Origin of the sequence: Paraburkholderia phenazinium (genome assembly GCF_900100735.1) — a bacterium.
Taxonomy (GTDB): Bacteria; Pseudomonadota; Gammaproteobacteria; order Burkholderiales; family Burkholderiaceae; genus Paraburkholderia; species Paraburkholderia phenazinia.
Genome location: NZ_FNCJ01000003.1, coordinates 358891 through 379725, shown reverse-complemented (window position 1 = coordinate 379725; position 20835 = coordinate 358891). Strand labels below are relative to the sequence as shown.

General features: G+C 59.0%; 11 protein-coding genes. 2 read left to right on the top strand and 9 right to left on the bottom strand.

Annotated elements, in window-relative coordinates; translation table 11 throughout:
• The first annotated feature begins 11 nt into the window (after window positions 1-11).
• Window positions 12-2123, top strand: coding sequence for an HlyD family efflux transporter periplasmic adaptor subunit (locus BLQ92_RS08840; protein WP_090683496.1), 2112 nt, complete (start codon window positions 12-14; stop codon window positions 2121-2123).
• A 172-nt stretch (window positions 2124-2295) separates the two neighbouring features.
• Here the strand turns inward: BLQ92_RS08840 and BLQ92_RS08835 are convergent, their stop codons facing one another.
• Both BLQ92_RS08835 and BLQ92_RS08830 read right to left on the bottom strand, forming a co-directional pair.
• Window positions 2296-4053: a methyl-accepting chemotaxis protein gene (locus BLQ92_RS08835; RefSeq protein WP_090683494.1), complete on the bottom strand. Its 1758-nt coding sequence runs from the start codon at window positions 4051-4053 to the stop codon at window positions 2296-2298.
• 90 nt (window positions 4054-4143) lie between these two features.
• Window positions 4144-4641: an EAL domain-containing protein gene (locus tag BLQ92_RS08830; RefSeq protein WP_090683492.1), complete on the bottom strand. Its 498-nt coding sequence runs from the start codon at window positions 4639-4641 to the stop codon at window positions 4144-4146.
• A 313-nt stretch (window positions 4642-4954) separates the two neighbouring features.
• Here BLQ92_RS08830 and BLQ92_RS08825 point away from each other — a divergent pair, with 313 nt between their 5' ends.
• Window positions 4955-5224, top strand: coding sequence for a hypothetical protein (locus BLQ92_RS08825; RefSeq protein WP_090683490.1), 270 nt, complete (start codon window positions 4955-4957; stop codon window positions 5222-5224).
• Window positions 5225-5271: 47 nt separating this feature from the next.
• Here the strand turns inward: BLQ92_RS08825 and BLQ92_RS08820 are convergent, their stop codons facing one another.
• The 7 genes from BLQ92_RS08820 to BLQ92_RS08790 form a co-directional block, all read right to left on the bottom strand.
• On the bottom strand, window positions 5272-5661 hold the full coding sequence (locus BLQ92_RS08820; protein WP_090683488.1) for a type II toxin-antitoxin system VapC family toxin: 390 nt from the start codon (window positions 5659-5661) through the stop codon (window positions 5272-5274).
• Entirely contained in the window at window positions 5658-5909 is a 252-nt protein-coding gene (locus BLQ92_RS08815) for a type II toxin-antitoxin system Phd/YefM family antitoxin (RefSeq protein WP_090684027.1), read from the bottom strand. Before BLQ92_RS08815 ends, BLQ92_RS08820 begins: the two co-directional genes overlap by 4 nt.
• 1035 nt (window positions 5910-6944) lie before the next feature.
• Window positions 6945-8264 (bottom strand): glycosyltransferase, encoded by a 1320-nt coding sequence (locus tag BLQ92_RS08810; RefSeq protein WP_218133032.1) that lies wholly within the window; start codon window positions 8262-8264, stop codon window positions 6945-6947.
• A 43-nt stretch (window positions 8265-8307) separates the two neighbouring features.
• On the bottom strand, window positions 8308-9849 hold the full coding sequence (locus BLQ92_RS08805) for a TolC family protein (RefSeq protein ID WP_244106165.1): 1542 nt from the start codon (window positions 9847-9849) through the stop codon (window positions 8308-8310).
• Window positions 9839-11266, bottom strand: coding sequence for an HlyD family type I secretion periplasmic adaptor subunit (locus BLQ92_RS08800; protein WP_090683485.1), 1428 nt, complete (start codon window positions 11264-11266; stop codon window positions 9839-9841). The genes BLQ92_RS08805 and BLQ92_RS08800 overlap by 11 nt, the downstream gene beginning before the upstream one ends.
• Before the next feature lie 5 nt (window positions 11267-11271).
• On the bottom strand, window positions 11272-13395 hold the full coding sequence (locus BLQ92_RS08795; protein WP_175772239.1) for a type I secretion system permease/ATPase: 2124 nt from the start codon (window positions 13393-13395) through the stop codon (window positions 11272-11274).
• A gap of 132 nt (window positions 13396-13527) precedes the next feature.
• Window positions 13528-20793, bottom strand: coding sequence for a calcium-binding protein (locus tag BLQ92_RS08790; protein WP_090683483.1), 7266 nt, complete (start codon window positions 20791-20793; stop codon window positions 13528-13530).
• Between the last annotated feature and the right edge of the window lie 42 nt (window positions 20794-20835).

The window sequence follows — 20835 nt, the reverse complement described above, 5'->3', positions numbered from 1 at the left end:
GCGCACCCCCGATGCCACGCCTTCCCCAACTGCGCCAGGAACTGACCTTGACGCGCGGCGCCGCGACGCCTGATGGCGCGCCGACATGGATGCTGCACGATCCGGCGGGCAACCGCTTTTTCCAGATCGGCTGGCCCGCGTTTGAGATGCTCTCGCGCTGGGCGCTCGACGATCCGCAGGCGATCGCCGAGTCGATCAATACGCAAACCACGCTGAAGGTCGCCGTCGCCGATCTCGAGGCGCTCGTGAAGATGCTGCGCCAGCAGAACCTGCTGGTCTCGGCGAGCGCGTCGGACACGGGGCGGCTCGCTGCCACGGCGGCCGCCAGCCGGCTCTCGCATGCGATGTGGCTGCTCAAGCACTACCTGATGATCCGCGTTCCGCTCTGGCACCCGATGGCATTCTTGCGGCGCTTTGCGCGCTACGCGGAGCTCGCCTACCGGCCGGCGTTCTGGATCGGCGTGGCGCTCGCGGCACTCCTCGGCCTCGCACTAGTCTCGCGCCAGTGGGACAAGTTCGTGCACACGTTCCATGGCTATGCCGACTTGCGGGGCCTGCTTGCCATCGGGCTCGCGCTCGCCTTCGCGAAGGTCCTGCACGAGTTCGGGCACGCGTTCACCGCGTACCGCTATGGCTGCCGCGTGCCGACGATGGGCGTCGCGCTGCTGGTGATGCTGCCCGTGCTCTACACCGACACCACCGAGGCCTGGAAAGTCCCTGACCGGGTCGATCGTCTACGGATCGGTGCGGCGGGGATGCTCTCCGAGCTCGCGCTCGCCGCGTTCGCAACGCTTGCGTGGAGCCTCTTGCCGGACGGGCCCATGCGCGCGGGCGCGTTCCTGCTCGCGACGACGACCTGGATCGGCACGCTCACCATCAACGCGAGCCCGTTCATGCGCTTCGACGGCTACTTCCTGCTCTCGGACTGGCTCGACATACCGAACCTGCACGATCGCGCGTTCGCCTTCGGCCGCTGGCGCATGCGCGAATGGCTCTTTGGCTTTCCCGATCCGCAACCCGAGCCTTGTTCGCCCGGGCGGCGACGCTTTCTGATCGCGTTTTCGTTGGTGACGTGGCTCTACCGGCTCGTGGTGTTCTTCTCGATCGCGCTGGTCGTTTATCACGCGTTCTTCAAGGCGCTCGGCGTGATGCTGTTTTGCGTCGAGTTCGGCTGGTTCATCGTGCGGCCCGTCGTGCGCGAAGCGACGACGTGCTGGCGGCGCCGCCACGAATTGCGCTGGTGCCGGCAGACCGTGCGCAGCTCGGCGCTCGGCGCGTTGCTGTTCGTCTTCGCGGTGCTGCCGTGGCATGGCGGCGTCAACGCGCCCGCCGTATTCGGGCCGCTTGCGGCACAAGGGCTCTATGCGCCGGAAGCGGGGTATGTGCTGGCGGAAACGGCGCTCGCGCACGATGGCCAGCGCGTCCGTGCAGGCGATGTGCTCGCCGTGCTCGCGTCGCCCGATCTCGAGCATCGTCTGAAGACCGCGCAGGCGGAGGAGGCGCAGTTGCGCTGGGAAGTCCAGCAGCAGTCATTCGACCCGCGGCTGCTGGAGCAGGGCGTCGCACTGACGAAACAATGGGACGCCGCACGCGAGACCGTGGCGGGCCTCGAGGCGCAGGTCGCGCAGTTGACGCTGCGTGCGCCGTTCGACGGCACCGTGCAAACCGATGAGGAGCTCGCGCCCGGTACGTGGCTTGCGCGCGGTGAGCGCTTGTTCGACGTGATCGGGCCTGTTGGGGTGAAGGGCGACGCTTATGTCGGCGAGGACGATGCCGGACGTATTGAGCCTGGTGACACGGCGCAGTTCGTCGCCTCGGTGGCGGAGATGGGGACGCTGCATTGCCGCGTGAGCGCGGTCGACCGCGTGAATGTCGCGACGCTCGATGAGCCGGCACTTGCGAGTGTGTATGGCGGGCCAGTGCCGGCTGAGCAGCAGCCGGGGACGAAACAGCTTGTGCCGCTGGTGGCGATCTATCGTGTGCGGATCGATCAGTGCAAGGGGGATAAGACGCTTGCGCGGCAGATCGATGGGACGGCGACGCTCGGGGGAGCGCGTGAAAGCTTTGCGGTACGTGGGTTTAAGCGGCTGGTTTCGGTGCTGGAGCGCGAGGGCGGGGCTTAGGGAAGGGGGCGAAGGGACCGCAGCTCACAGCCTCTGTGTTTCTCCCGGCCCGGCGGCCGATCATCCCTTGCAGCTTTTTACCGGAAAAGTCGGCTAGGACGGATACCGTGCAGACCGCCAATGCAAATGCGGTCGTCACGGCTAAAGTCGATGGATCCAGTCTGGAGGAGGGCTACTTTGTGCTTAGTGTCGCCTGACCGATCGCTGAACCGCTCGAGCGCGTTACGATCGGCACACGATGTGCGGCAGGACCGTCCGGTTGATCAGCGTGGCGCAGCGTTTGCGCGGAGAACGCTGGCAACTCGTTGCGCTCCTGCGCCGTCGCGCGGGCGCTATGCGACGTCTCGGTTTCGTGGGTGTCGCCGATCTGAAACACGCTTAGCGCGGTCTCGAGTAACTGCGTTTGCTGTTGCAGCCCGAGCGACGCCGTGGCCGAGCGCTGCACCAGAATCGCGTTTCGCTGTGTCAAGCCGGCGACCTGTCCGACTGCCTCGTTGATCTGCGCGATTTGCGCGCTTTGCCCCTGGCTGGCAAGCGCGATGTCATGCACCGTATGAGTCAACCGTGTCACGGCCTGCTCGACGGCGTTCATGGTTTCGCCGGCGCGTGTCGCCGCCTGGGTGGCGAGCGCGACTGTATCCAGCGAAGTCTCGATCAAGGTCTTGATTTCCTTCGCAGCACTCGCGGCCCGTTGGGCAAGGCTGCGCACCTCGGCTGCAACAACGGCGAAGCCACGCCCGTACTGCCCGGCCCGCGCCGCTTCCACCGATGCATTGAGCGCGATGATATTGGTCTGGAACGCGATGCCGTCGATCACCGACGTGATATCGCTGATCTTGCGCGAATGGTCACGTACCTGCGCCATCACGCCGACCGTGCGATGCACCTCCTGAGCCGCCACTTCGGCGGATTCCGCGGTTTCCCGGCCGGAGAGGTTGGCGCGTTGCGCGCCGAGCGCGTTCTGTTCCGACGTCTCGGTGATTTCACCCAGGCTTGCGGTGGTTTGCTCGATTGCGCTCGCCTGTTCGTCGGTGCGGTTGGCAAGCTCGGCATTGCCGTCGGCGAACGCGTTGGCGGCATCGCGAATCACGTCGATCGAAATCTTCGCATCGATCAGGATGCCTACCAGTTTGGCATTCATCTGGTTGAGCATGCGTCCGAGCGTCCGGGTCTGCGCATCGCCCTGTTCAGGAAAACGCTGCTGGATATGGCCGCACAGGACGCCGATCGCACTCGCATTGATGGCTCGCAGGGGACAAAGAATCTTCCGCGAGAGATAAATGCCGCTTGCCATGGCGAGGCCGGCGCCCACACCTGCCAGAAGCCATGTCTGCCATAGCGCAGGCAGACCCGGCAGCAAGACCCGGTTCATACCGAACGCCTGCAGGAGCAACACCGCTATCAAGGTCGCCATGATGAGCCACAGGCGCAGCAGCACCGGCAGGCCCAGCAGCCAGTCGGCCAGGCCTCGCATGCCCGTGCGCACCGGTTCGCCGGCGGCGAGACGCAGGCGGTTGCGTCCCGTGGCGTGCAGCCTGGCGTACAGGCGCTCGGCTTTGGCGATCTGCTCCCGCGAGGGTTTCGTGCGCACGGACATGTAGCCGACTTTCTGGCCGCGTTCGAACACCGGTGTGACGTTGGCCACCACCCAATAGAAGCCGCCGTCGATACGGCGATTCTTCACAACGCCGGCCCAAGGCTGGTTCTCTTCGATGGTCGCCCACATGTCGCGGAAAGCCTCGGACGGCATGTCGGGGTGGCGCACGATGCTCTGCGGCTCGCCCATCACGTCCTCGCGCCGGTAGCCGCTGCTCCTGAGGAAAGCGTCGTTGGCGTAGACGATCCGCCCAGCGGTGTCGGTGCAGGTGATGATGACGTCCTGCTCGGACAGGACGTATTCGTCGTCGGTGACTGGAGGATCTTCTTGCATGTCTGGAGCCTGTCGCGAAAGACGCGTAAAGCGGGTAGGGGGTTAAGGGTTAGCAGCCGGGGAGGGCAACCCAGGCGTGCCTCGGCTCGCTCAGACGGCAAGCGCCACGCGTGGCATCGCCTGGGGCGGTGACGGGACGGCCAGCAGGTAGCCCTGGGCCCGGTCGCAGCAGATCTGCCGCAGGAACGCCAGTTGCGATGCGGTCTCGACGCCCTCGGCGACGACCATGATGCCGAGCGACTTTGCCATTGCGACGATGGCCCGTACGATCGTACCGTCGCTTCCGGCCGGTCCGACGCCGGCGAGGAACGAGCGGTCGACCTTCAGCGTATCCACAGGCAATGCCTGCAAATACCGGAAGGATGAATAGCCGGTGCCGAAGTCGTCGACGGCGAGACTGATGCCACGCCCGGCGATTTCCCGCAGGAGGTTTTCGATCGTGCCGCGCCCGGCCGTCACGACAATCGCGCTGCAGCGGCGCTCGGCCATGAGTCTGGCCGCGCCGGTGACGGACGTGTCGGGTGGGCATTCAAGCATTGGACCCGAAACCAGTCGTCCAATTTCGACATCCAGCGTGTGATCGGACATAGTGGAAACCGGGGCGACCGTCGGTCAGTTTTTGAGATGCGCTGACTGTATCGGCAAGCCCTTGTATAGATCTTGACCAGCATCAAACCGATGCCGTCCCGCACCGCGGTCGAGGCGGGAGCCGGTGACTCAGTGCCGCGCTTCACGCTTTGACCTGTATCAGGACGAGGTATTTCTTGTGCGGATAGTGTCTGGTGATCGCCGGGGAGCGCCCGAGCGGGCCCATTCGTGCGGTGGTTGCGTCTGCGCGGCACGACGGCTCTAATAACTAGTGGAAGTCAACGACTTGAAAGCAATATGTTGGGAACCCGCTATGGCCAGCGCGTTGGAAGAGCGGTCGGACGCCGCTGAGGAGATCGAGGACCTGTGTATTGCGCTGTTTGATCGATGGTGCGAAAGAAGATGCATGGTGCCGCTCGCGTACCTGATGCATACGTGGCCGATTGCCGGAGCGTCGCCTCAATTGATCGATCGTTTGACTTCGACGCTGCGCGACCTGGTGATCTACCATGCGGACACACTCGATGCGGAGGACCGTGCGCTGATCGGCAGAGTCATCGCAATTGCGACGGGGGCTTCGTAGCCTTTGGCAGGTTCATCCGAAGCTGGACGGCAGTTGGCTTGCGAATACTAGAGGTACCGGACCGGGGCGAAGTCATATCGCTTTATCTGTTCATCGTGGGTGAGCAACACGATGCCTTCAGCAATCGCCTGGCCGACAAGGAGCCGGTCAAATGGATCTTTATGCAGCGGCGGGAGAGCCGCGACTTCGAATGCGTGCTGCGCTTCAATGGGCAACTCTTCGTAGCCGGCGTCAAGCAGGTTTCTGCGGAGCACGCGTGCATCGACCTGAAAATCGTCACGTCCCAGCGCGCTCTTGATCACGATTTCCCACAGGCTCGCAACGCTGAAATACAGGATGTTTTCGGTGTCCTCGATGACGGTGCGCGCTTCGCCGGGCAAGGCAGGATCATCGGCGGCCGCCCAGAGCAGCAGATGGGTGTCGAGCAGCAGCTTCACGTCGCCTTGCCCTCAAACATGCTGGCAATCTCGTCGGCTCCCATGGTGTCGAAGTCAGCCGGAACCGTGATTTGCCCCTTCATAAAGCCGATGCGCCGGGGTGGCTTCCCGGTTTCCACATCAATGCGCACGACCTTGACCAGCGGCTTGCCCGCTTTGGCGATCACGAACGGCTCGCCGCCATTCACCGTTTCCTCAATGAGCCGCGACAGATTGGTCTTGGCATCATGAATGTTGTAGATCTGCATGATTGTTGTACCCATGAACTTAGTTCAATGGACTTAGGTTACTCGGGAATCCACCGTCCCGCAATCGCCGTGTGGAGACGCTCCGGACCGTAGCGGCTGGCAGCACTACACGCGGCCGGTCCGCCACACCCTGAAGCAGGTCCTGCGAATTTTCGTGATTTGACATAATATAAATTATCAACTTCAGTGGTGCCTAAAGAGGTGTTGCACGGTTTGCCTTCAGCGCTCCAACGCAACTGGCCATCCAAATTCGGCAGATTTCAATGCAAGGCTGCGTTCAAATGGAAAATTTCGGCGATTTCGCTATTGGGATGCATCGTTGCGTTGGCAGTTTTTCGTCATTTCTTTTTGACCGCAAGGTTGCATAAGTACCATGAGTGGGAGTGCTTCGGAGCTAAAATGTGAACGCGGGCAGGTTTTCCTCCAATATTCACAAATTTGCTCCTCTGAATCGCACATTCACAAGTTTGCTGCTCAACCGTTCAGTCCCATTCGACATTCACAGATTTGCATTGCGCTGGAGCGCGGGGAACTAAATTTCGGACTTTTTGGGTACTGGAAGCTGCAAAATCAGTGCTTCGGAGCTAAAGTGTGAATGCGGGCAGGCTTTCCTTCGATATTCACAAATTTGCTCCCCTGAATCGCACATTCACAAGTTTGCTACTCGGCTGTTCCGGCCCGTTCGACGTTCACACATTTGCTCCGCAGCACTATCAGTGAGTGGGCCGGAGCGTCAATGTGTGGTTTGCCATCGAAAGTGCGATGGTCACGTATCTATACTCCGTACGAACAGTAACCATATACGTTTGCACCGACCAAACACGCCGCACGAACACGGCATGGTTATGCTCCGACGCGATCTGTCACGAATATCCGCTATCGCACCGACCGCCTTGAATGATCGGGCGAGATATTCGTCGCGCCGCTGGTAGATGCCCGAACCGTACGCAATTTCGTAGCGATCACTCTTCCCGAGTTCCCTGTCCAGACCGGCAAGATCCGCGTTTCCTGGTTCCCATGACGGCTCGGCATGATTCATGGACTGACCCTCGGGTAATGATTGGAATTGCTCTTAGGCGTCTTACGCGAGGCGATATCCTCATAAGGCGCGTGCGATGCGCCAGACTGGTTCTCCAGAAGCGCAATCTGTCGGGGCAAGCAGACAGTCTGGAGATCGTAATGGTCCGCCACAGTCGCACGCGCGGCCAGCCGCATGGCGCCATAGGCTTCCCGCTCAGCGCAGACCTGAGCGACCGTTTCGACAAGCTGTCGCCGGTCGAAAAAATCGACCAGCAATCCGTTCCTTCCGTCCTCGATGATTTCCTCGACAGGTGCGGTGTGTGAGCCAATCACGACGCATCCGGACGCCATTGCTTCGAGCATCGACCAGGACAGCACGAACGGATAGGTGAGGTATACATGAGCGGTGGAGATCTGCAGCACGCGCAGATAGTCCCGGTGCGACAGATGACCAAGAAAATGAACCCGCGAAAGATCGAGGCGCTCCCCCACCTCGGTGAGCAGGTGCTCGCGATACGTCCTGCCTTTTAACGGGCGGCCATATGAGACCTGGTCGCCACCGACGATCAACACGTGGGCGGCTCGTCTGCGCCGCAGCAACTCAGGCAACGCCCTCATGAACATATGGAACCCACGATAGGGCTCGAGATTACGGCTCGCAAATGTGACGACTTCGTCGCGGGAACTCAATGCCAGATTCCTCGCTGGTAATATCACGGTGGTAGTTGGGTCGGGCTTGATAACACGGGTATCGACGCCATCGTGAACCGTTGCAATCTTCGACTGGAGTTCGGCCGGATAGCGCGACTGTTGCCACCTCGTCGGGCTGATTCCAAGATCGCTCGCAAGCAGGCTAACTGCATGCGTCATGTTCTCGGTCCGGACGTGAAAGTCATCCTCCTGCACCGGCGAAAATTCCGTGTCGAAGCCATAGTCCTGACCGGACCGGTTGAAGTAAAACTCACAATAGCTGGCGATCCGGGCATCCGGGAACAGGTCGCGCACATACAGCATCTCGCCCCATCCCGGGTGGCCGTAGATGACATCCGGCCGGAGACCCTGGTCGCGCAGGCTTTTCAGGCTCTTCGCGACGGCGGTTCCACGCCGCACCGCCTGATCGGTGGAACGTAGCGCCCGGTACGATGAACTCTCGTGCTTTGAATTGAAGGCGTAACCGTACACCGTTACACCTTCAATTGGCCGGACGAAGTTCTCCCGGATCCGCGCGGCGTCCCCCAGTCCGAACACCTCCACACCTGGGACGCGAGCGTAATGCGTCATCACGTGCCTGAACTGTCCCGGCAAATTCTGGTGAATGAATAGAATCTTCAACAAGGCCCCCTTCGCAGATCAGCGGTGTCTCACAGGATGCACTTCCTCAATCGCCGTCGACCCGACGCAGACCTGTAATATCGAGCCGGCCGATTTTCGCCGCAAGCTGCAGCCTCGCCGCGCGCCAGTCTGTCAACGCCTGAATGCGTTGCCGGTTGGCTTCCGACAACGAGGACTGTGCGTTGAGCAGCTCGAGGATGTTGCCCACTCCGGAGTTATACCGGTGCTTCGCAGCGTCGAATGATTGCTGGGCGATCTGCAGCAATGAAGCAGTGTTTTGCAGATTCTGGGTGTCGGTTTGCAGGGACTGGTAGCTCTTCCAGACATCGAGGCCAACCTGCTGCCTTGCTTCGTCAAGCGTGTACTGCTGCACCTCAACCTGGGCATGCGCCTGACGAACCTGATAGGTTCTGCCGAAGCCTTCGAACAGTGGAATCTGTACCTGAATCCCGAAGTACCAGTCGTGCCCAGTCGCGGGGAATTGCGGCTCCCCCAAGCCCAGACTGGCAGGCTGGTTGTTGTGACTGTATTTGGTCACAAAACTGATGCTCGGCAGTCCTTCCGCGCGGGTCTCCTGCTCCTTCGCAATGGCTGCATCGAGTTGCGCCCGGGCGGCGGCCACACTAGGGTGCGTGCGCTCGGCTTCGTCGATCAACTCTTCAACTGACTCGGTGAAATCCCGATCTGGCGTAACACCGTCCCCGACCGCCGGCAGGACGATATGTTCGCTCGGGTTCAGACTCATGTCCGATGCCAGCGTACCGAGCGAGGTCTGAAGATCGCCTTCGGCCTTCGCCCGATTGTAGGTTGCCTGCGCGTAGGATGTCTGCGCCTGCAGCTGATCGGTGATCGCGGCCACGCCTTTACTGACGCGCACGGAGGCTGCGGCAAAGCTGTCATGCGCAGTCCTCTCGGTTTCCTCAGCCGCAGTGAGCTTTCCGGCAGCAGCCTGAGCTGCGTAGTAATCCGTCGCGACCGTCGAGAAGATGTCCTCGAGCGTAGCGTCCTGATTGGCACGGGCAGCCGCGAGCAGTTCCCGCGCGTTGTCCAGCGCCGCCTTTCTCCCGCCGAAGTCGTACAAGACCCAGTTAAGCGAAACGGAACCGTTCTGGACAGTGCTGCGGTTTGCCGAACTCAAGGCCGGGTATCCAGTCACGTTGGTCACCTGGTCATCGCGTACGTCCTGCCACGTACCCGATACGGTTGGAAGGTATGCAGCCTTTGCAACACCCACACCCGCCGCCTGCACCTTGACGTTTGCCCAGGCCTCACGCGTTTTGGGGTTCTCGCACAGCGCACGATCAACGGCCTCTTCGAGTCGAAGCGGCGCGCCAGGCGGACCAAACTCGCACGGTGAACCAGTATTGGCCGCCAGAATCGCAGCGGCCGGCGTTGCGGGTACCCCGCTGTTGGTGCCAAAAACGTCGACAGCCCAGGCAGATGTAGGCCCAGCCAGGTTCACCAATGCAGCCAATACAACAGACACGATCTGCACGCCAGCGCGCGTTTCGCCATGCGAGGGCTGCCGCTGACGGCCCATTGCGGGCAATAGCCGCAAGCACCTGCAAACCAGGAGTTCAACGCTCACGCAGGCTCTCCTCTGCATCCTGCATCAGAGGATCCAGAAAATAGCCCGCAACGCTTCGACGCCCAGTTTTGATTTCCGCCGTCACTTCCATGCCCGGGGTGAGATTAATCCACTTGTTATTGATATGCATCTGGCTTGTCGACAAGCGCACCCGGGCCACGAAGGTCAGGCCGAGCTTCTTGTCCTTGTCCTGCACCGCGTCATTCGATACGGCCACCACTTTGCCCCTCAGGTAACCGTACCGGGTATAGGGGAACGCCTCAATCTTGACGATGGCATCCTGACCGGCGTTGATGAAGCCGATATCCTTGTTCTCGATATTGGCCTCAACCTCGACTGCATCGTCCGGCACAATCTCCATGAGCGATTGAGCGGTAGTGACAACGCCGCCGAGCGTATGGACCGACAACTGTTGTACTGTTCCAGCAACCGGCGAATAGAGCGTCAAAAGGCGCTGCCTTGTGTCAGCCTTGGTTTCCTCGTCGCGGTTCTGGTCGAATTGCTGTGTCGCCTTGTCGAGCGCATCGAGCTGCTCCCGTCGGAACTGCGACGTGGTTGATTCAATCACCGATTGCTGCTCGACAATGCCGTCCTTGAGCTCCTGTGCGTGACTCTCCTGGGCTGCGAGCTCGTGTTCCTGCTCAAGTGCGGTCCTTTCCTTCTCGAGGTAGTCGTGCTGTGCCACATAGCTGCCTACGGCGAGCGCTTTGTAATCGTTGGCTTCCTTGCGCGCAAGCGGCGCTGTGGCGCTTAGCTTTGCCACCTCCTGCAACGTGGTTCCAAGTTCCGCCTGTCGTTTAAGGAGCTCTGCCTTTGCGCCTGCCAGTTTGTCCGCATACTCGCGGTACAGACCTTCCGCGAAGCGCTGCGCGTCCGTCTGCTTGTCGGAAGATGCCCCTTCAATGGTTGGTATCACGGGCGCAGAGCCGGTTTGCTGTGCGGTCAATAGCGCACGCGCCCTTGCAGATGCCAGTGCGGCATCGATCTTCGCCGAGCGGGCTTTGTCCGAGTCAGCCGCCGCCTGTGTCGCGTCGAGAACCAGCAATGCCCGTCCGGCCGTCACCCGCTGACCGTCGTGAACCAGAATCTGTCGCACTACACCAGTGATTGCTGGCTGGATGACTTTTACGCGCGCGCCGGGAATCAGCTTCCCCTTGGCTGTTGCCACAATATCCAGCCTGCCGAACACCGCAATCAGCAAAACTACACAGGCGAGCGCAACGATGACGCGTATCGTCCAGCGCGGCGCCGGGTGCGTCGGCGTCTCGATCAGTTCCAGATTGGCCGGCAGGAACTGCAGTTCCTGAACGGGGCGTGGTTGCGTGTCGAGCTGGTCCCGTATCGCCCACGCCGACCCGAAAATTGCACCGTAACGTCGACAAAGGTCGCCTAGCGCCTGGAGCCTCAGAGAGTTCATCACGATTACGGGTTCTGAAGGGAAACGAGGTGAGCGTAATAACCGTTCTGCTGAATCAGGTGATCGTGATTACCCCGCTCGACGATCTGACCTTTGTCCATCGCGATGATATGGTGGGCGTGACGCACTGCAGTCAGCCTGTGTGCGATGATGATGACCGTGCGCCCCTGACACATGGCCCGCATATTGTTCTGGATCACACGCTCGGTTTCGAAATCAAGCGCGCTTGTGGCCTCGTCAAAGATCAGGATGCGTGGGTTCGTGAGAAGAGCCCGCGCGATGGCAATGCGCTGCCGCTGCCCACCGGAAAGCGTTGAGCCGTGCTCACCGACGACCGTGTCGTAGCCTTCAGGGAGTTCTGAAATGAACTCATGTGCACCGGCGAGTTTCGCAGCATGGATCACAATCTCCAGCGTCGCACCGGGATCCGTCACAGCGATGTTGTCGCGAATCGACCGGTTAAAGAGCAGATTCTCCTGAAGCACGACACCGATCTGCCGACGCAACCACGCCGGATCGGCCAGCGCGAGATCAATACCGTCGATCCGCACACGCCCATATTCCGGAACGTACAGGCGCTGCAATAGCTTTGTCAGTGTGCTTTTACCGGACCCGGAGCGGCCGACGATACCAACGATCTCTCCCGCCCGGATGGTCAGGTCAACACCGTTGAGAACCGGATGACCATCGGGTCGGTAACGGAAGCGCACATCCTCGAAGGATACCTCGCCCTTTATCGCAGGTAGTGCCTGCCGGCTTTGCGGCAATTCCGTGCGCGAATTCAGGATATCGCCCAGCCGCAACATCGAAATACCGATCTGCTGAAAATCCTGCCACAACTGCGCTAGCCGCAGCACCGGGGCCGCAACGCGCTGTGACATCATGTTGAAGGCGACCAGCTCGCCGACGGTAAGCCTGCCATCTATCACCAGCTTTGCGCCGAAGAACAACGTGGCAAGGGTGACCAGCTTGCCCACGAGTTGAATGAGTTGCTGGCCAACGTTGCTTAACGAATTGACGCGAAAACTCGCCGTGACATATGCCGCAAGCTGGTTGTCCCAGCGGCGGATGAATTGTGGCTCGATCGCCATCGCCTTGACAGTCTGGACACCGGAAATGGCCTCGACAAGGAATGACTGGTTATCAGCGCCACGCGAAAACTTGTTGTTCAGCCGGTCACGCAGGAGAGGGTTCAGCGTCAAGGAAATCGTTGCGTAGACCGGTAGCGAAATCGCGACAATTACCGTCAGCCATACGCTGTAGATACACATCACGCCGAGAAAGATCACTGAAAAGATCATGTCGATAACGGCAGTCAGCGCCTGACCAGTCAGGAAGCTGCGGATGTTTTCCAGCTCACGCACACGCGCCACTGTATCGCCTACGCGCCTCGCCTCGAAGTAGGCAAGCGGCAAGCTGACCAGGTGACGAAACAGGCGTGCACCGAGTTCAACGTCAATGCGATTCGTCGTATGCGAAAACACGTAGTTTCTTAACCCTGTTAGCAGGATCTCAAAGACCGAACTGACGAGAAGCGCTATGCAAACGACATTCAGCGTGTTGTAGGCCCGATTGACTAGAACTTTGTCCATCACGACCTGGAACATCAGCGGCGAGACCAGCCCGAAAACCTGCAGCACGAGCGAGACCAGCAACACCTCCAGCAGCAGGCGACGGTACTTGACGACGGCGGGGATGAACCACGAAAAGTCGAAGCGGGCCAATTCGCCCGCGAGCGAGGCACGCGAGGCAAACAGCAGGAGACGGCCGCCCGAGCGGGTCATCACCTCTGACGGCGAGCTGACCGTAGGCGTCGCCGCGCCGCACTCGAGCACCATGGCGCGCGTTGCGTCGCAACCGGCCAGCACACAATGCTGACCAGCGCTGTCGAGCAGCAAGGCCGGAATCGGCGTTTTTGCGAGCCGCGCTTCGCTCACGGTGACGGCGCGTGCTTTCAGGCCCAGCGAGCGGGCTGAGAGAATGAGATCCCGTTCCCCAAAGCGTTCCGTCTTGAGCGCCGCCGCATGGCGAAGCTGGTTTGCGTCCGCTGCGACGCCATGCAGGCGTGCAATCAGGACGAGTGCCGAGAGCCCCGGATCCGCGGCAATCTCTTCTGGTCTGGCTGTCACTGGTAGTGCCTTGTTGTTGGTTTATACGGCTACTGTTGTGATTCTGAATTGCCTTACAACTTCCCCGTTGTACTCGCCGGCAAAGACCCCGTCACGCTGGAGGTGACGGGGTCCTGCTGCCGAAAAACAATCTTACTGGTGCCATGCTGAATTAACTGCGGCCAGCAGCGTTGGGTCGGTAATCAAAGGATTGCCAGAAGATGTCGGATCGAACCCTGGGTTGTTTGCCGAAAACGTCGCCATCGCCTGGATCAGCTGATTGATCTGCGTGTCGAGCGTCATGTTGCCACCTGTTCCGCCGCTTACTGTCAGCTCCCCCAACTGGCTATAGGTGTTACTGAACCAGTTTTTGATGGTGGCTTCGGTCGTCGAACCAATGATGTCGACCTGCAGGTCATTGCCCACCTGCTGCAGCCAGATGTCGTCCGGGTTGACTCCTTCGATGGACAAATCACCCGCCGCGACGTTGTTACTGGCGATGCCATTCACGACGGTCACCGGACTGTAGCCAGGTTGCAGGACATAGATATCGTTACCGCCGTTACCATACTCTGTATCGGCTCCGCCCTGGCTGTCGAACACGTCGGACAATGGCGTACCGTACAAGGATTCATTCGCAGAGATGCCGGTGGTCGCCATCTGGAGCAACTGTTGCTCTGACCAGGTCGTTCCGTCAGCAAACTGCACCTGCTGGACGCCGTAGTTGTCTCCGTAGAGTCCATTATCCAGTGTGATCTGATCACCTGTTATCCCATCGGTAAGCACCAGCGCGCCGTTGCTCGTGCCGGCGACAGTCATCGACGACTCGCTGATACCCTGCCCTAATTGCAACACGCTGGTTGCGCCGGCAGCAAAGTTTGTCTCGTTGATCTCGAGGTTCCCGTAACCGGCGTTAAATATGAAGGTATCGTTGCCGCCGTTGCCGATTTCGAGGTCGTTGCCACCTTTGCCGTCGAAGATATCATCCCCGTTTGTCCCATACAGGGTATCGTTGCCTGTCGTGCCCGTGATGTCGCGCGCCATTGCGATGAGCTGGTTCGCTGTCCAGACGGTCCCGTCCGCAAACTGTACCTCGCCGACCCCATTCCGTCCTGATCCGTCAGCCATGCCATCGATCTGGATCTGGTCAGTTCCCTCAGTCAACAGGATGTCCTGATTGCTGTCGACTGTAACGGTCATGCCCGATGCCGTAATTCCTGCGCCGAGTTGCAGGACTTTACCCACCGTACCGTTTGTTGGGTCGGATTCGTCGATTTCCAGGTGACCGTAACCCTGATTGAAGATAAACGTGTCATCGCCGCCGTTTCCAACCTCGAGGTCATTGCCGCCCTTACCGTCGAAGACGTTGGCACCGGCTGTACCGTACAGCGTGTCGTTTCCCGTAGTACCGTCAATATCCTCTGCCATGGCGAGGACCTGACTCACTGTCCATACCGTCCCGTCCGCGAAACGTACCTGCTGCACGCGGGCGTTTTTCCCGGAGTCCTCCCCGTCGATCTGGATCTGGTCAGTGCCATCGGTCAACAGGATGTCGGAGCCGCTGTCGCCCGTCACCGTCACTGCGGAGGGTGTAATCCCCGCTCCCAGCTGCAGCACGTTGAGCGCCCCTGGATAATCGGATGGATCATAGGTTTCATTGATCTCCAGATGACCATATCCATGGTTAAAAATGAAGGTGTCATCGTCGCCCTCGCCGATCTCGAGATCGTTGCCTCCATTGCCATCGAACGTGTTCGGGCCACCGCTCGTCCCATACAGCGTGTCGTTGCCAGTCGTGCCTACATGATTGCTCGCCATTGCGAAGATCTGGCTCGGAGTCCAAACCGTCCCGTCAGCGAACTGAACCTCGACTCCGTATTCGGTCATAAATCCCATTTGATCCAGCTGGATCTGGTCTCCGTTCGTGCCAATTGTCAGGATGATGTCCTGATTGCTGTCCACCGACGCTGTCACCGATGATTCAGTGATTCCTGGTCCAAGCTCCAGCACATTGGTCGCCCCCGAATAATTGGGTTCGTTGATCTCGAGGTGGCCATATCCGGCGTTGAAGATGAACGTATCACCATTGCCTCCGCCCTGTTCATAGTCGTCGCCCCCCTTGCCGTCAAATATGGCTGGGTACTGCCCGCCTACAAGGACATCGTTTCCGGTCGTGCCCGTCGTCGTCAACTGCTCAAGCAGCTGCTGGTCTGACCAGGTTGTGCCATCAGCGAACTGGACCTGCTGGATGCCATTGCCCCACAGCTCGCCATCCAGAGTAATCTGATCGCCGGATGTGCCGTCGGTGATTACCACTGCTCCGTTTGGTGTAGCTGTGACGCTTAATGAATATTCAATGATCCCAACGCCTAGCTCGAGTACATTAGTTGCGCCCGCGCTGTCGGACTCGTTGATTTCGAGATGGCCGTAACCTGCATTGAATATGAACGTGTCCCCGTTTCCGCCTCCCTGCTCATAGTCGTTGCCTCCTTCGCCATCGAAGACACTGCCGACAGATCCGCCGATGAGGACGTCGTTGCCCGGACTGCCAGTCGTTGTCTCTGCCATCTGGATGAGGTGCTGCTGAGACCATGTCGTACCATCCGAGAACTGGATCTGTTGAACCCCATTGCTACCGCCATCCAATTCGTTATCCAGAGTGATCTGGTCGCCAGTCACGCCGTCAGTCAAAATGATTCCATCACTTTTCGTCGCTGCAGCGGTCACCGACGACTCGCTGATTCCCGCGCCCAACGCAAGAACATTAGTGGAGCGCGAATATGAGGTCTCGTTGACCTCCAGTTGGCCATACCCAGCGTTGAAAATAAACGTGTCACCGTTACCGCCGCCCTGTTCATAGTCGTCGCCGCCCTTACCATCGAACACGGCCGCATATTCGCTTCCAACAAGTGTGTCGTTTCCAGTCGTGCCGGTTGTCGTTAGCCTCTGCAGCAACTGTGTCTGGGACCAGGTCGTACCGTCGGCAAACTGGATCTGACCTACGCCGCCTCCATAGGGCAGCGCGTTGTCCAACGTTATCTGGTCTCCAGGTACGCCGTCGGTCATTACTATGGCGCCGGAGGTCGTTCCCGTCACGGTCAACGATGACGGATCGATTCCGGGCCCTAACAGCAGTACTCCGGAAGAAGGGTAGGACGTGTCATCTATTTCCAACTGTCCGTAACCCTGCTGGTAGATATACGTGTCATTTTGACCGTCGCCGGTTTCGACATCGTCGCCACCTTTGCCGTCAAAGATGACCCCATCGTTCAAGCTTTGCAGCGTGTCGTTGCCCCCAGTCCCTTCGACCACGCTCACTTGTGCGAGAATCTGACTCGCAGTCCACACGGTGCCGTCCGCAAATTGCACCTGCGCGATACCAAAGCTAGCTTCATCGGTGTCCATATTGTCCAGCTTCACCTGATCACCGTTCGAGCCGATTGTCAGCAGAACGTCGCCCTGGAGATCCGCCATCACGGACACGGATGAAGGCGTGATCCCTGCACCAAACAGCAGGGTGCCGACCCTGGGTGCATACCATCCGTTATTTTCGTTTATTTCCAGCTTCCCATATCCCTGGTCGAAAACGAACGTGTCATTGCCACCGTTGCCAACCTCATAGTCGTTACCACCTTTGCCGTCGAAATAGTCCGCTCCACTGGTTCCATAAAACGTATCATTGCCCGACGCACCTTCGAAATTGGTTACGGTCGCGATGATCTGGGCTGCAGTCCATACCGTCCCATCGGCGAACTGCACCTCTTGCACGCCTTTGTCCCCCCGTCCGTCAGCCATGCCATCAAGCTTGATCTGATCGCCGTTCGTACCGAGTGTCAGGATGACGTTATTTTGACCGTCCGTGGTTGCCGTGACCGACGAAGGTGTAATGCCTGCTCCCAGTTGCAATACGTTGGTCGCGCCCCACCGTTCGCTCTCGTTGATTTCGAGATTGCCATAGTCCTGGTTGAAAATGAACGTGTCGTTGTCACCCGATCCGATCTCAAGGTCGTTGCCACCCTCTCCATCGAAGATGTTTGACATGCCTACGACGCCGTATAGCGTGTCGTTGCCTGGCGTGCCGGTTACATCGCTCGCCATAGCCAGGATCTGACTTGCCGTCAATATCGTTCCGTCCGAGAACTGGACCTGACCCACCCCGTTCTCGCCTGATCCATCGGCCATGCCATCGATCTGGATCTGGTGCATCCCCTCGGTCAGCAGGATGTCGTGATTGCTATCTACCGTGACTGCCATTCCCGAAGCCGTGATCCCCGCACCCAGTTCCAGGACACTGTCTGGTGCGCCGGTAAAGTACTCATCCTCGATCTCCAGGTGTCCGTAACCCTGATTGAAAATAAATGTATCGCCTTTGCCGTCACCCTGTTCATAGTCATCACCACCCTTTCCGTCGAAGACGCCAGGTTCCAGCCCAGCATACAACGTGTCGTTCCCGGAGGTGCCAGTCATCTCCATCTCGACGAGCTGCTGCGCCGTCCATACCGTGCCATCTGCAAACTGCATCTGTTGGACACCAGAGCCTGGGATAGACAGCATTCCGTCAAGAGTAATCTGATCCCCCGCCACACCATCGGTCAACACGAGTCCTGTTCCGTCGCTCGTCGCTTGTACCGTTATATCCGACTCGCTGATTCCGGCACCCAATTGAAGGATGTTATCCGGCGTACTGGAGTCGTCCATTTCGCTGATTTCCAGGTGACCATACCCGGCATTGAAGATGAACGTGTCGCCTCCGCCGCGACCGATCTCCAGATCGTTACCTCCCTTACCATCAAAGAGATCCGGCCCGGGCGTTCCATACAACGTGTCGTTTCCGGTGGTACCTGTGGTCTCCATCTGGACTAACTGCTGGCTGGTCCAGACCGTACCGTCCGCGAATTGAACCTGCTCGACTCCAGAGGTCGATCCAGACCCGGGCGAATTAGACAGCATGTTGTCGAGCGTGATCTGATCGCCTGCTACACCGTCGGTCAGCACGAGGCCTGTTCCGTCGCTCGTCGCACGTACCGTTACATCCGACTCGCTGATCCCGGCACCCAGTTGAAGAATGTTATCCGGCGTACTGGAGTGGTCGACTTCGTTGATTTCCAGGTGACCATAACCGGCATTGAAGATGAACGTGTCGCCCCCGCCGAGACCGACCTCCAGATCGTTACCTCCCTTACCGTCAAAGAGGTCGGGGCCGTTCGTGCCGTACAGGGTGTCATTCCCAGTAGTGCCCTGTATATTGCGCGCCCACGCAATAAGCTGACTTTGTGTCCATTCCGTGCCATCAGCGAATTGCACCTCGTCAACGCCATATGCCAGATTCCCTGTGGCCTCGTTGTCGAGCTTGATCTGATCGTCGTTCGTGCCGATAGTCAGAATGATGTCCTGGTTGCTGTCGAGACCCACGCTCACTTCATCCGGCGTGATACCTGCTCCCAGTTGCAGCACGTTGTCCGGCGACGCGCCGGAGTCGTACTCGTTGATCTCCAGTTGCCCGTAGCCCTGATTGAAGACAAATACGTCGCCACCGCCATCGCTCTGTTCAAACCTGACACTTGGGCCACCGTCAAAGTAATGTGGACCCGAAGCGCTTGTAACGAGTTGATCGACGGTCCCATCTCCTACCAGGACGTTGCCTTGTACCGCCTCGGATGCAGTAAAGGGGAGGCTGAGACTAGTGAACGCCGTTTGAAGTGCGCTCGTGTAGGCGTCAGGCACCAGGCCCAAAGCGCTACAGAGCGTACCAATCACTGGTGCCGCGTTGGCCCAGTATTGCTCTGCCTGCGCGGTTCCAGTTGGCGCGGCGTCGACCAGTCCGCTAACGAGCGTTGAAAGGTCCGGGGTGCCAACAAGGGAGTCGGCGTTGTAGTCAAAGCAAACACCCGGAAGAAGTGATGCAAGCGGTCCCTGCGCAATGAGGCGGACTTCGACAGCCGCCAGTAACTGGTTAAACGCATCCGTGAGAACCTCGCCCTGATGCCAGTTCGATGGATCCGAACCACCGGTGAAGCTGGAAACAAAGCTCTCGCCCGAAAACGCTTCGAGCACACCCAACTCCTGGGCGTCAATATAGGAACCCTGACTATCAGGTGCAACGTTCTCGACGCTTGCCCATTGATAAAGTATTGCCTTTGTCTGGGCAGCAAAGCTTGCTGCATCAGAGAGGGTTTCGGTTGAAAACGTCTGTACCATCTGCAGCAACGTTGGATCCAGACTCATCGCGACGTACAGATCCGGAAGTGTCCCGTAACCGCGAAGATTCGGCAAGGTCAAAACAGCAGGGTTAAATTGATAGTTACCTTCATATTGCGAATCGAGTTGGCTGTTGTTAAAGTACGCTTCGGCAATCTCGCCAGTGGTTCCGTCCGACTTCGTATACGTTGCGACTTCCTCGATTTCGTTACCGCCTACAGATTGGTTAACGTTCTCCGTTGTAAGGCTGATGGAAACTATTCCGAGGCTTGACAGCGAATGCAGCTCTCCCGGATCTACGACACCATTGCCGTTTGTGTCTGTCCATACCTCGAGATCTGCGAAGCCCGGATCTGACGCGTTGATTACCCCATCATGGTTTGCATCCAGAGCTTCCAATGCCGTAAATCCATCGGTGGTCGAGCTGCCGAACAGATTTGTAATGCTGTCAATCGGACCACCACCCGCATCATCAACGAGAATTCCAGTCTCGGGACCTACCCAGCCGGTATGGACCGCATATCCCGTGTTGTACAGGTCGAAGTAAGCGTCTGACTGGGCAAGTGGGGTCAACTGAACGCCGTTGCCCGAGAGGTCGATAACCAACGGATCGGTCTTAGAGTAACCGAAGAGTGCAGCGATCTGTTGTGCGTATGGCGCGATCGTCACCCACGCGTTGTCTAACCCTTGCACGATACCGGAGAGCGCGTTTGCTAGTGCGCTCTCAGCGACTGACCCTGCGGGTGAATCCACTATTGCTTGCGTTATCGTGGATGCTGCGAGAATTGTAAGTCCAACTTCCGAAGTTGGAGGGAATGCTGTAAGCAATGCCCCGAGGTCCTGCACTGCTCCGATACCAGAATCGAACAATCCCTGTAGCGCCGCGGCTTGAGCTTCCGGCGTGCTTGCCGCTTCCAATTCCTCCATCTGCCCGGGAAGAAGCTGAGCGAGTTGAGATAGATTCGCTACAGTCGCGGCGATTCCCAACGGAGTCAGACTGTCCGCGAATGCCTCAGTCGCGGTACCCCCCATCATTAATGCGCCTTGAACCGCCCCCGCCAGACCGTTATTAATTCCCGTCAGATCCGCCTGAATGCTTGTTGACGAAGGTGTGGCGGACGAAGTGTCGTTGAGGTAGCTATTGTACGATTCAGCAGCGCCTATGAGGCCCGTAATAAGCGTCGTGGCACCTATAGAAAATCCGGGTAAGGGTGCAGCCATGACATCTCCCGTTGATCATTGGTTAGTTATGCAAAATACTCC